This window comes from Neobacillus sp. PS3-40 (genome assembly GCF_030915485.1).
Lineage (GTDB): Bacteria > Bacillota > Bacilli > Bacillales > Cytobacillaceae > JAUZPL01.
The window spans coordinates 658,382-670,332 of the sequence record NZ_CP133266.1 but is presented as its reverse complement, the minus strand read 5'-3'; the positions used below and the strand labels follow the sequence as shown (position 1 = coordinate 670,332).

General features: G+C 34.4%; 14 protein-coding genes. 8 read left to right on the top strand and 6 right to left on the bottom strand.

Annotated elements, in window-relative coordinates; genetic code table 11:
* Nucleotides 1-165 precede the first annotated feature (165 nt).
* The 5 genes from RCG20_RS03330 to RCG20_RS03310 all read left to right on the top strand — a co-directional run bounded on the left by RCG20_RS03330 (nucleotide 166) and on the right by RCG20_RS03310 (nucleotide 6,253).
* A protein-coding gene (locus tag RCG20_RS03330) for an IS1182 family transposase (protein WP_308182816.1) occupies nucleotides 166-1,501 on the top strand; the annotation gives its coding sequence in 2 pieces (ribosomal slippage) (nucleotides 166-1,389 and nucleotides 1,391-1,501; 1,335 coding nt in all).
* 545 nt (nucleotides 1,502-2,046) lie between these two features.
* Complete coding sequence (locus tag RCG20_RS03325; protein WP_308182815.1) at nucleotides 2,047-2,622, top strand: hypothetical protein; 576 nt, start codon at nucleotides 2,047-2,049, stop codon at nucleotides 2,620-2,622.
* A gap of 111 nt (nucleotides 2,623-2,733) precedes the next feature.
* Complete coding sequence (gene mnmH, locus RCG20_RS03320) at nucleotides 2,734-3,798, top strand: tRNA 2-selenouridine(34) synthase MnmH (RefSeq protein ID WP_308182814.1); 1,065 nt, start codon at nucleotides 2,734-2,736, stop codon at nucleotides 3,796-3,798.
* A gap of 371 nt (nucleotides 3,799-4,169) precedes the next feature.
* Complete coding sequence (locus RCG20_RS03315; RefSeq protein WP_308182813.1) at nucleotides 4,170-4,847, top strand: response regulator transcription factor; 678 nt, start codon at nucleotides 4,170-4,172, stop codon at nucleotides 4,845-4,847.
* Nucleotides 4,844-6,253 (top strand): sensor histidine kinase, encoded by a 1,410-nt coding sequence (locus tag RCG20_RS03310; protein WP_308182812.1) that lies wholly within the window; start codon nucleotides 4,844-4,846, stop codon nucleotides 6,251-6,253. The genes RCG20_RS03315 and RCG20_RS03310 overlap by 4 nt, the downstream gene beginning before the upstream one ends.
* A 107-nt stretch (nucleotides 6,254-6,360) precedes the next feature.
* Here RCG20_RS03310 and sda read toward each other — a convergent pair whose 3' ends face one another.
* Nucleotides 6,361-6,486: a sporulation histidine kinase inhibitor Sda gene (gene sda / locus RCG20_RS03305; RefSeq protein ID WP_374120527.1), complete on the bottom strand. Its 126-nt coding sequence runs from the start codon at nucleotides 6,484-6,486 to the stop codon at nucleotides 6,361-6,363.
* 277 nt (nucleotides 6,487-6,763) lie between these two features.
* On the opposite strand from sda, the gene RCG20_RS03300 reads away from it, so the two are divergent.
* Nucleotides 6,764-6,967: a DUF6501 family protein gene (locus RCG20_RS03300; protein WP_308182810.1), complete on the top strand. Its 204-nt coding sequence runs from the start codon at nucleotides 6,764-6,766 to the stop codon at nucleotides 6,965-6,967.
* A gap of 146 nt (nucleotides 6,968-7,113) precedes the next feature.
* Here the strand turns inward: RCG20_RS03300 and RCG20_RS03295 are convergent, their stop codons facing one another.
* Nucleotides 7,114-7,695 carry a YhcN/YlaJ family sporulation lipoprotein gene (locus RCG20_RS03295; protein ID WP_308182809.1) on the bottom strand — a complete coding sequence of 194 codons (582 nt, stop codon included), beginning with the start codon at nucleotides 7,693-7,695 and terminating at the stop codon, nucleotides 7,114-7,116.
* A 124-nt stretch (nucleotides 7,696-7,819) separates the two neighbouring features.
* Between RCG20_RS03295 and crcB the strand changes: the two genes are divergently transcribed.
* The gene (gene crcB / locus RCG20_RS03290; RefSeq protein ID WP_308182808.1) at nucleotides 7,820-8,215 is read left to right on the top strand and encodes a fluoride efflux transporter CrcB; all 396 of its coding nucleotides are present in this window, start codon (nucleotides 7,820-7,822) and stop codon (nucleotides 8,213-8,215) included.
* Entirely contained in the window at nucleotides 8,212-8,571 is a 360-nt protein-coding gene (locus RCG20_RS03285; protein ID WP_308182807.1) for a fluoride efflux transporter FluC, read from the top strand. The genes crcB and RCG20_RS03285 overlap by 4 nt, the downstream gene beginning before the upstream one ends.
* Nucleotides 8,572-8,830: 259 nt before the next feature.
* Here the strand turns inward: RCG20_RS03285 and yidC are convergent, their stop codons facing one another.
* From yidC to pflA, 4 genes are all read right to left on the bottom strand, one after another.
* Nucleotides 8,831-9,613, bottom strand: coding sequence for a membrane protein insertase YidC (gene yidC / locus RCG20_RS03280; RefSeq protein WP_308182805.1), 783 nt, complete (start codon nucleotides 9,611-9,613; stop codon nucleotides 8,831-8,833).
* Between the two features lie 31 nt (nucleotides 9,614-9,644).
* Complete coding sequence (locus RCG20_RS03275) at nucleotides 9,645-9,935, bottom strand: hypothetical protein (protein WP_308182804.1); 291 nt, start codon at nucleotides 9,933-9,935, stop codon at nucleotides 9,645-9,647.
* Nucleotides 9,936-10,131: 196 nt separating this feature from the next.
* Nucleotides 10,132-10,860, bottom strand: a complete 729-nt coding sequence (locus RCG20_RS03270) for an urease accessory protein UreH domain-containing protein (protein WP_308182803.1) — start codon at nucleotides 10,858-10,860, stop codon at nucleotides 10,132-10,134.
* Between the two features lie 259 nt (nucleotides 10,861-11,119).
* The gene (gene pflA / locus RCG20_RS03265; protein WP_308182802.1) at nucleotides 11,120-11,869 is read right to left on the bottom strand and encodes a pyruvate formate-lyase-activating protein; all 750 of its coding nucleotides are present in this window, start codon (nucleotides 11,867-11,869) and stop codon (nucleotides 11,120-11,122) included.
* Nucleotides 11,870-11,951 lie beyond the last annotated feature (82 nt).

Below are 11,951 nucleotides of genomic sequence, written 5' to 3'. Positions count from 1 at the left end.
TTCCGCGGGCGAGCAGGGGAGCTTCCTCAGCGCTGAAGCGCTTGCGGGATCTCCCCTGCCCCGTACTCCCGCAGGAGTCGAGCGCCTTCCACTCCAATCAACAGAGTGTCTTTCAATAAAGAACTTACGTTCAACTAATAATTAATAAAAAAAGTGGTGAAATCAATGTTTAAGCCAAAAGAGTATAGTCAAAATGAATATGAATTTGTATCTATTGATGAATTAGTACCTGATGACCATCTACTTTGTTTGATTGATAAATATATTGATTTTTCGTTTCTTCTAGAAAAAATCCGCCAATATTATAGCGATGATAATGGACGCCCAACTGATCCCCTTATTCTTTTTATAATGATGTTTATTGGTTATATTTATGGCATTCGTTCTGAACGCCAACTAGAAAGAGAAATTAGAACGAACGTTGCCTATCGCTGGTTTTTAGGTCTAAAATTCAAGGACTCTGTACCTCATCACTCAACGATTAGTTGGAATCGTCAATACCGTTTTAAGGATACTACTATTCTTCAGGAGATTTTTGATGAGATTGTACTTCTAGCAATAAATCATAAGATGGTTGGCGGACGTGTTTTATTTACGGATTCTACACATTTAAAGGCAAATGCAAATAAAAACAAGTTTACGAGACAAGAAGTGGAAGTAGATACTCGAGAATATTTTGATGACTTAAACAAGGCGATTGAAGAAGATAGACTTAAACACGGAAAAAAGCCATTAAAAGAAAAGGACGAAGTAAAAGAAACTAAGGAAATTCGTGTAAGTACTACTGACCCAGAATGTGGTTTTATGTCCCGTGAAAATAAACAAGAAATGTTCTGTTATCTTGACCACCGAACTACGGATATAAAGTTAAATATAATTACTGACGTTTATGTTACACCTGGCAATGTTCATGATTCTGTTCCTTATCTTAGTAGGTTGGACCGTCAGTTCCAACGATTTGGATTTATGGTGGAAGCTGTAGCATTAGATTCAGGGTATCTTACAAATCCCATTTGCAAAGGACTTTCTGATCGGAAAATTTTTGGAGTCATTGCCCATAGAAGATACCATCCTACTACTGGTTTATTTCCCAAATGGAAATTTACATACGATAAAGATCGTGACCTGTACATATGCCCCAACAACAAAGAATTAACCTACAAAACTACAACCCGTGAGGGATATAGGGAATACAAATCTGATTCGAAGAAGTGTACGAACTGCCCATTTTTATCCCAATGTACACGCTCAAAAAATAAAGTGAAAGTTGTAACACGACATGTTTGGGAGGAGCACAAAGAAAAGGTAAGGTTAAATCGCTTATCTAAATCTGGAAAAATACTTTATAAATTTAGAAAGGAAAAAATTGAGCGAAGCTTCGCAGACTCAGGAAGAGCTGCATGGGCTTCGCTATTGCCGGTTATGGGGATTGAAGAATGCATCCGAGCAGGCTCTCCTTACTGCCGCATGCCAAAATATAAAAAGATTGCAACACATTTAGCTAAATTTGAAAAAGTGTGTTGCAATACTTTAAGTTGATTTACCCCCTGTTGATTGGAGCGGAGGGCACTCGACTCCTGCGGGATATAGAGGTCACTGGAGACCCGCAGGCGGTAACGCCGAGGAGGCTTCAGGACCTCCCCGCGGAAAGCGAGTGCCTGGAGCGGAAATCAACAGGCCCATTTGCAGGGAGCTTTGATAAATTTGGTATTCGGACTCTGAGAAAATAAAAATTGCCGAGAAAAATACCCCTTTCTCGACAATCTGCCACTCTTAATAGAGTGGGTTTTTATTTCCTGCCTTAACAGTCTAAGCAAGATTTATATCCAAAACTTATGTTGCTTAAGGGATCGCCAAATCACTGATTTTTCGTTACGGCGTCCTCCACTTTTTTATATAAAACTTATAACGCGTGCGCTTTGTTACAGCAAAAGGGGAATTTTTTGAATATAATTTAAACATATTGTGGAATAGTCCAAAATTGGCGCATATCAACTAGGCTTTCCAAAAGGAAACAAATCGGTTTAAAAGTTAGGGTGAGGGTGTATGAAGGTATTTGAAACGATCATTTCTATTTTAGAAGATAAAGGACCAATGCCGATTCCAGCGATTTGCACAGAAGTGAATCGAATGCTGATCACTTATCGGGAAAAGCCCTTTTTGCCATCACAGATTAAATCAATTGTTTCAAGAAAGAAAGACTTATTTCGCATACAAGAGGGTAATATTTCGATTCAGCCTGATAAACACCCCTTTTTATTAGTAGCAATACTTGACGGAGATGATGGGATTTCATATCAAGTAAATGTGAATTTTGTTCAAAAAAGATTTACCTTTTTTGAATGGAGACGCATTGGGGATTCAAAATCGAATAGTGATTTTCCTCCTAAAAACCCAGGAGATTTAGATGAATTCAAAAGGGAAATATTCACCATGAAATTATGGGAATGGATGCCCTCTTATGGGAAAGAGGAAGGAATTACTCTTGGTAAAACGAATTGGATGATTAAATTTAAAACAAAAAGTAAAACATATGTATGTGAAGGAACAGATTGTTTTCCGAAAAATTGGGGGAAATTCTGCAAAGCAGTTGAAAAATTAACTGGAAGCACCTTTCGCTAACGGCTGACCAAATGGCAGCCGTTTTGTCGTTTGTTGAAAGCTTTGCACTTCTCCTTTATAATAAAGGTTAACCAAAAAATTATATTATTTGAATATGGGGCGTCGTTCACATTGAAAGAAATTACCGTAGAAGAACTTTTTAGTATCAATAATCCCGTGATTATTGATATTAGGTCACCTATTGAGTTTAAGGAAAGCTCGATTCCTGGTGCCATAAATATTCCTTTATTCACTGATGACGAAAGGAAAGAGATAGGAACCATCTATAAGAATGAGGGACAAGACCAAGCAAAATGGAGAGCAATGGAACTTGTTTCTCATAAAATACCTGATCTTCTTCAATCAATTAAAGAGGCTTCAGGAAAGAGCATACAGCCGATTATCCATTGTTGGCGTGGCGGAACGCGGAGTAAGGCAGTAGCGACTTTTTTAGACTTTGCCGGTGTTCGTGCTAAACGCTTGATCGGCGGGTATAAGGCATACCGTGAGTATATCCTTAAGGAAATTCCAACCATGTTCCCTGAAAAGGCCGTTGTATTACACGGATTAACTGGTGTTGGTAAAACAGAAATACTAAAAATTTTATCAAAAGAGGGTTATCCCGTCTTAGACTTGGAAGCTATGGCCGGACATCGTGGATCTATTTTTGGAACAATTGGATTAAATGAGGGCCATAACCAAAAGACGTTTGACTCCCTTTTATTTAAGCAGCTTCAAGAACTGCAAGAAGCGCCCTATTTCCTTATGGAAGCAGAAAGTAAAAGAATCGGTAAAGCGTCACAACCTGATGAATTAATGATAAAAAAAATCCATGGAATTCATATCCAACTTCACATACCAATCGAACAAAGGGTTACACATCTTGTAAATGAATATGTCACCCCTTTCGAAAATTTACCATGGTATTTTGGGGAAATTCAAGAAAGTCTTGAAAGAGTATTTAGGCGAGAAAAAGATCCTAACTTCAAAAAGGACTTGGCAGAGCTTTTAGAAAAATGTCAATATGCCCAAATGATAAAGATCTTGCTTGAAAGTTATTATGATCCGAAATACGATCATAAGCGCCAAGAATACGTAGGAGATTTTTTTGATATTTTTGCCACTAGTCACCAGGAAGCAACAGAAAAAATAAAAACTCAACTAGATAAATTATCCTTGAAACCCCAATTTGTTTAGGCCTTTTTTAATCAAATTTTAATGTTCTTCTCATGTTCCTCTTTGGTGAGGCTGTTATAGTTAACAGGTAGGGTTGGTAAAGGAGTTATTAATCGATGATCGGACGAAAGTATCGATTTCATTATTGCTTAGCAATAGATCATTCGCTGCAGATTATTCTTTTGCCCAATAATGGAGGTTGACTTCTATAAAAGCACATGCACTCCCTGCATGTGTTTTTTCTGTATTGAAAAGGGAATAATGTTTCAGGATAATAATTCCAAATGCAATCCTTGCATAATAGGGGAAATATAAAATTAGTAAAAGGATAAACTTTTGCTAAAATCAAGTTGGCGATTATGTGAAATTACTCAATAGTGAGCGTGAAATAGATGAAAAGAATCCTAATAATCGAAGATGAAAAAAATTTATCGAGATTTATTGAACTTGAGTTGAATTATGAAGGGTATGAAACAGAGGTTTGTTCAGATGGCCGAAATGGCTTAAAACATGCACTTTCTGGGGAATGGGATGCTATTCTGCTTGATTTGATGCTGCCTGAATTAAACGGGTTAGAAGTGTGCAGAAGGATTAGGCAGACGAATAAGATTGTTCCAATCATCATGATTACGGCAAGAGATACTGTCTTGGATAGAGTCTCAGGTCTTGATAGTGGTGCGGACGATTATATTATAAAACCATTTGCTATTGAAGAACTACTTGCGAGACTAAGATCATTGCTTCGAAGGGTAGAAGTTTTAACAACTAATGATTTAACCGTATTAAACTTTAATGATTTATCGATTGAATTAGAGTCATGTGTAGTAAGAAAAGGCGGAGAGGTCATTTCTCTTACAAAACGTGAATATGACTTACTTGTTATTTTTATAAGTAATATTAATATTGTTCTAACCAGAGAAGTCCTTCTAAATAAAGTTTGGGGTTACCATACGGGTGTCGAAACAAATGTCGTTGATGTATATGTACGATATTTAAGGAACAAAATTGATGAGAAAAATGATGGTAGTTATATTCAAACTGTTCGTGGTACTGGATACGTAATGAGATGATAAAAAAAATTCGGAAACTTCCTAAAACAATACCATGGCAGACTAAATTAGTGTTAAGTGGATCAACAGCCATTTTTTTGACCTTTTTTCTATTTAGTTTTTTGGAATATCATTCAGTTTCAAAATGGATGCTGAAACGTGAGGAATTTGCTGTTAAACGAACATTAACAGATATTACAACTTATTATAAGGAACGACCAGATAATTCAATTGAAAATGAAATAAAGAACAGCAATGAATTTTTAAGAAAAATGAATGATAAAGATCAGTTAATCCGTGTGTATGATCATGATGGCAAGATTCTTGTTTCCGATAAAAATGGGATTTTTCCAGTGTTAGAGCCTTCTCCTGTCAATGTAAAAAGGATTGAAAAAATATCTGCAGAAGAAAATGATGCAATTATTGCGAGGTATCCTTTGAAAATCAATCATTTTCAAGGAACAATTGAAATTGTAAGAGAATTGAATTCATACAAAAAAATGATGGAACATCTTTTTATGGTTATGACACTTTTCGGGATCGCAGCTATTATTTTAAGCGCAATTAGTGGAATTATCCTTGCTCAGCAACTTCTTAAACCAATTAGAGACTTAGCAGGTACAATGAAGAAAATTAAAGAAAGTGGCTTTCAGGGGCGAATGAATGGTTATAAACAAGAAGATGAACTTACGGAACTTTCAAATTTATTTAACGAAATGATGGATGAAATTGAAAAGTCATTTTTACAGCAAAAACAGTTTATAGAGGATGCATCACATGAATTAAGAACACCTGCTTCAATTCTTGAAGGTCATCTTTCCTTATTGAATCGGTGGGGAAAGAAAGATCCGGCTATATTAGATGAATCTCTAGAGGCTTCTTTGCAGGAAGTTTTAAAATTGAAATCGCTGATAATAAATTTACTAGAATTAACGAGGGCCGAGAATTCGAGAATTTCTCATTCTCAAGAATTTGTGAATGTTCCCGATTTCTTATATCAGTTAGTAAAAAATTTTGAAATGATTCATCCAGAATTTCAGTTTAAAATCCGAATCAATAATCTCTATAAACCATTAGTGTTACCCGAACAGCATTTACATCAAATACTGATTATTCTATTGGATAATGCAATTAAATATTCAGGTGAAAATAAACAGATCTTGATTATAGGCGAACAAAATGAACACTCCACTATTTTGGCCGTTGAGGATTTTGGAATTGGTATTCCTCCTGAACATGTTTCAAAAGTCTTTAACCGTTTTTATCGTGTCGATAAAGCTCGTAACAGGGATAATGGTGGAACTGGTTTAGGCTTATCGATTGCCAAAAGGCTAATTGCAAATAATAAAGGAACTATTTCAATTGAGAGCAAAGTTGGAGCGGGGACAAGAGTAAGTATTAATTTTCCATTTGTAAGGGTAAAATAAAAACAACAGCCATTGGTTGTTGTTTTTATTACAAGAGATTAATAGATAACATCAAAATAAACTAAAAAACAGATTTATTAACAATACAATTAAATAATGCTTAATTTTTAGCGATTCTTAAATGGGCGTAATCCACGTCGTTTAATTTCTTCTTTTAAAAACATAATCCATTCTTTTTCCTTGCCAGATTTTAGTGCATCCCGATACGAAACAACCAACAACTCGTTACTCATTATCTTCAATTTGAATGCCTCCTTGGGAAAGTGGATTAATATTCAGTTTTTATCATTGTAATGGTTTTTCTTCCATTTGAAAACCCCATAATGAATAAATTAATTTAAAAAATTTTAAAACAAATTAAAAATAAGTAATAATCCGATTTTTATTTCTGAGGAATGGTAACTACCTTATATTATGAATTCAACTGATACGAATTCCGTGAATATAGTTGCGATTGGACATCGTACTTTATATACTAGAAGATGTACATAAATTGAGAGGGAGGAAAATATGATACACTTAGGATGGCATGATCGTGAAACATTAAAAGAAGTAGAATGTATTCATACAGATGCGAAAAAATATATTGTAAATCAAGCTCTAACCGTTGGAAAAGTATATGAAGTGAAAAATGAAACAGAAGAATTTTACTTTATACTTGATAATTCAGGAAAAGTAGGCGGATTTTATAAAGAGTATTTTCAGGATGCATAAGAAAAGACTGCCGTAATTGGCAGCCTTTTTCTTAGCTAATCAGAATTTATATCCATAAATTCCACTAGAGCATAAGTGCAACTACGCCTCTGTCATCGCCCTTTGAGGGCTATGACAATTGGCGAGTTTTTTTAAATGGTTATTAACTATTTAAGATCAGGGAAAACTCTACGAACAGTACGTGAAAATTGATCAAAGAAACCTGAAACAGGCTTTCCTGCTCTAATATCATTTGAATATCCGGTCATCCGATCATAAAAATCTGGATTTACGGAAACATAGACATTGTCGATATCACGATCAACAGATTTCACTCGATCTGAAATTTTGTTTTCAATTTTATTCGTAAGTTTGTCTCCAACATTATTAGCCAGTTTAGCTGCAACATAAGCATTATTATCCGTAACAATAACATTTGCTTGGTCAACTTCTTTTAAATCAGAAACTCTCTTTGCAACTTGATCTGCAACCTGCATTTTTGATCTGTTATCGCCTACATTATTGATATTACGGTTATTGTAGCGAACATCTGTAACATTTGGATTGATGTTATTGCGATCAACGTCAGTTACGAGTGGAGCTCCATTACGAGTGTGATAATTAACCCTTGTAGGTTCCATTCCATTTTTATTTCGATAAGCCACGTTGTCATTTACATTATTTCTTGCACAACCTGTTAAATATAGACTAAATAAAACTGATGCAATAAAGAATAATTTTATTTTCATTCTGTAGTAACTCTCCTTTTTAAAGTTGTTATGTTCATGGATAGGATTCCTATTTCGATAAAAACTATTCAAGTTGGTAATGGTAAAATAAGTTTTGCTATGTGTTATTAATGAGGTGTTTTAGTTGATTTATTTCTTTATCGGGATCGGTGGAATTGTGGGTAGTTTAGTGAGGTATTTCCTTTCTATAATAGCCTCAGGTCTGTGGGGAAAGGGTTTTCCGTTTGGGACATTATTGATAAATTTATCTGGATCCTTTATTCTCGGCTGGTTTTCATCCAGGTTTTTAGTACCTAAAAAGCTTCACCCATATATATTAAGTGCCATTTCAACAGGTATAATTGGGTCATATACCACGTTCTCAACATTTTGTATCGAAGCTGTCCATTTAATAGAAAATGAAGCATACATTAAAGGATTCCTTTATGTAATCACAAGCCTGTTTGGTGGACTTTTATTTGTAAGGATGGGAATGGAGTTAGGTAAGAGGAAGTTAATAAAAGTAGGGAAAACGTTATGATGATGGAAATGATATACATAGCGGTAGGTGGTTTTTTTGGGGCGAACGCCAGGTTTATTATAAGTAGAAAAGTGATAAATAAACAGGGTTTTCCGTTGGGAACTTTAATTGTCAACCTTCTTGGTGCTTTTCTTTTAGGAATATTATTTGGAATGCAATTAAATGGTCATCTTTATGCGTTATTAGGTGTTGGTTTTATGGGGGCTTTTACGACTTTTTCTACATTTAAACTTGAGATGGAAAAGCTTAGAGAAACAAAAAAGCTGTCCTTTTTTTATTTGAATTTAGCACTTAGCTATATAGTAGGTATTTCACTTGCGTATGTTGGCCTTATTATTGGAAAGTCTATAAGCTAAAGAAATTGATGAACGCCCTTTCCTTAAATTCAGCAGGAGTCAAGTGCCCTCCGCTCCAATCAACTCAGGTGGGTAAAGTAGAAAAATCTGAAAACACCCAAAGACCACCATTTATTCCAAAAAAATCTTTATTTTAATGACTTTGGTGGGGACTGAGCAGGCGATTTAGCGAGGCCGCTGAAGATCTTTTAAGGATATATAATTGTAAAAAAAAGACGACTCTAAAATTCAATGTGAATTTTAGGTCGCCTTTTTTACATTATTTTTGTTTTACTTTTACTTCAGTTTCTTTATTGCCATAAAGCTTTCTGCCAATAATTGTTTGTATGATTAAGAATGTACCACCGACAGCCCAATAAAGTGGAAGTGCTGCAGGGGATTTTAATGAAAACATAACGATCATTACCGGAGAAAGAAGGCCCATGTATTTCATTTGTTCTGACTGCTGTGTAGGCATTGTTGACTGTGATACTTTAAATTGTAAATAATAAATGACACCGGCAACCAATGTAATATAAATATCTGGATGTCCAAGATTAAACCATAAAAAATGATGGGATGCAATTTCCTTTGAACCACGAATCGCATAATAGAAACCTGTAAGAATTGGCATCTGAATTATCAATGGTAGACAACCCATATTTAAAGGATTAACACCATGTTTTTGGTAAAGACCCATTTGTTCCTGTTGAAGTGCTTGTTTCTTTTTTGGATCCTTTTCTGTTTTCATTTTCTTTTGGATAGCATCTAGTTCAGGCTTCAATAAATCCATTTTTTCTTTCATGTGCATTTGACTTTTATATTGTTTTAGCATAAATGGCATCAATATTGATCGAATAACAATAGTTATGATGATAATTGCAATACCATAACTTCCAAAGAAAACTCCAGCTACTGAATGGATTGAAATAGTAAATGGATTTACAAAATAGGTATGAAAGAACCCAGTATCCATTCCAGTTTTAGCGGAACAACCTGAAAGTAATAAAGTAGTTAATACTAAAAGACTCATTATTGTAAGTGAAGAATGTTTAATTTTCATTTTTCCTCCTGATTTGTGGTATGAATTTTATCTAAATAAAACAGTAGGAAATACGTTCTTCAGAATCATCCTGTGAACATTTTTTTCTACGAATATATTTAACAATTCTGATCAAAATAAAGTTTCCATTTAAATTGTTTTTTTTCTTATAAAAAAATAAAGGATGAATAATTTGTGTGTTTGCAGGTTCTGACAATGATCCTAAAAAGGAATATTCAACATTCCATGCCCAGAGATATTTGATTGTAATCCCAATGATAATACTTATATAAAGGGCATTTAATGTATTAATATCCGTAAAATCAATGATCATCTGAAACAAAATTATTCACCTCACTTTTTAGCCATGATAAGAGTATATAGGAGAAAGGGGAAAGAATCAATTTAATCTAGATAATATTGGTCCTAATTGGAGAATTTTCGTTATTTGTACAAAGTTAAAATTTAAAAGACCGCAAAATTTGCAGTCGATGTCTAAATAGTATAACTCCAATAGAATTTACAAGTTTAGGAGAGGCTCACCAGTATGTAATTGTATCTATTACACCAAGTAGAATGAGAAAGATACCTGCTGACTTTTGAACAATTGCTCCTAGTCGCCTGCTTTTTCTCATTAATGCACCATCAATACCAAGAAACCAAATAATCAACATAATTATAACTAAAGGAAGGGATGTACCAATTGCAAATATTGATGGGAGAATTGCTCCATATGCTGAGTTCAGTACGATTGGCATTAAAGTAAGAAAAAATAAGACAAACATAGTCGGACAAAAAGCAATAGAAAAACTTACTCCCATCAGGAATGAACCTAAAAGACCACCATGTTTGCTGGCTGGGATGCGAGAGAACAGACGGGTGATCCAATTTAGTTTAAATAGGCCCATTAAAAATAGTCCTATGAAAATAATAAATGGCCCCATTAATTGACGGAAAATAGCAAAAAAACTGGTAATGGCATCTTGGAATTCTCGACCAATCGCCCATACAGAAAGACCTAAAACGGAAAAAACTACTATTTTCCCAAGAATAAAGAAAAGCGCTTCAACCCATTGTCTTTTTGACTGTAAACTTCTTTGACCATAATAGGTAATAGCACTTATATTTCCGGTTAGTTGGCAAGGGGCAAGTGCTCCAATTAACCCAAGAAAAAATGCCGCAAGGATTGGGATTTGTTTCAATTCATCCACTAAAACAAAAAATGGGCTACTTAAAAAATTGCTTAATTTACTTAAAATTTCATACATTTTATTGATCTCTCCTTTTAGAACCAAAACTAATATGAATAACATTACCATACTATAAATTTATCAAAAAACTATGCAGAAAAGGGCTGTTCACAATATAGTAAAAAACACTAATTTTTTTAAAATTAGTGTTTTTTACCGAAAAGAAATTATAAATTTATATATTGATTACTTGAAGATGAAAAATCCACTTAAATCAAAGGTACAGTCTTTATTGAGATTGTGGCTATTAGGCGCATGCACTTTTCTATTTTTACAATTAAGCATTGATAAGCTTTTTCTGATATTTGTTGAGCATTGCAACCGCGAAATCAACATTTTCAACACTCGGTGGTTCCACATTCTTTAATTGATACTCATGTCCAAGTGCATCCCATTTATAAACACCAAGTTTATGATAGGGGAGAACTTCGACTTTTTGAACATTTTCAAGGGTGCCAATGAATTCCCCAAGATTTTGTAAGTCGCAAGGATCATCAGTTACAGTGGGTACCAATACATGTCTAATCCAAACAGGTATATTTTTATTTGATAAAAATTTGGCAAAGTCTAAAATATGATCATTGGCCATACCTGTTAGCTTAATATGTTTCTTCCGATTAATATGTTTTAAATCTAGCAATACCAAGTCTGTAAATTGAAGTAATTCCTCTAGTTGTTCAAGAAAACGATAAGAGTTTGAAAAACATCCACCAGAAGAGTCAATAGTAGTATGAATCCCTTTGTTCTTACATTCTTTAAATAACTCAATAAGAAAGGGGATTTGTAATAACGGCTCCCCACCGCTTACCGTGATACCGCCTCCGGAAGAATCAATGAAAGGAAGATAAGAAACCAGGTCATTCATGATTTCGGAAACGGACATTTGTTTACCGGCATTTATTTCCCAAGTATCCGCATTATGGCAAAATTGGCAGCGCAAAAGGCAACCTTGAGTAAAAATAACATAACGTATTCCTGGACCATCTACCGTTCCAAATGTTTCAATTGAATGAATATTCCCGTTCATGATGATTTTCCTCCTTCATTGTATGCCTGGAGATTTCACTTAATAAGAAGCTCCTTTTTCCGTGTAATACCAGAATATATAC

Excerpts from the sequence above, each read along its gene's own strand:
- RCG20_RS03325 (WP_308182815.1), top strand. The coding sequence starts at position 2,047 with ATGAAGGTATTTGAAACGATCATTTCTATTTTAGAAGATAAAGGACCA.
- RCG20_RS03315 (WP_308182813.1), top strand. The coding sequence starts at position 4,170 with ATGAAAAGAATCCTAATAATCGAAGATGAAAAAAATTTATCGAGATTT.
- RCG20_RS03310 (WP_308182812.1), top strand. The coding sequence starts at position 4,844 with ATGATAAAAAAAATTCGGAAACTTCCTAAAACAATACCATGGCAGACT.
- sda (WP_374120527.1), bottom strand. The coding sequence starts at position 6,486 with ATGAGTAACGAGTTGTTGGTTGTTTCGTATCGGGATGCACTAAAATCT.
- RCG20_RS03300 (WP_308182810.1), top strand. The coding sequence starts at position 6,764 with ATGATACACTTAGGATGGCATGATCGTGAAACATTAAAAGAAGTAGAA.
- RCG20_RS03295 (WP_308182809.1), bottom strand. The coding sequence starts at position 7,695 with ATGAAAATAAAATTATTCTTTATTGCATCAGTTTTATTTAGTCTATAT.
- RCG20_RS03285 (WP_308182807.1), top strand. The coding sequence starts at position 8,212 with ATGATGATGGAAATGATATACATAGCGGTAGGTGGTTTTTTTGGGGCG.
- yidC (WP_308182805.1), bottom strand. The coding sequence starts at position 9,613 with ATGAAAATTAAACATTCTTCACTTACAATAATGAGTCTTTTAGTATTA.
- RCG20_RS03270 (WP_308182803.1), bottom strand. The coding sequence starts at position 10,860 with ATGTATGAAATTTTAAGTAAATTAAGCAATTTTTTAAGTAGCCCATTT.
- pflA (WP_308182802.1), bottom strand. The coding sequence starts at position 11,869 with ATGAACGGGAATATTCATTCAATTGAAACATTTGGAACGGTAGATGGT.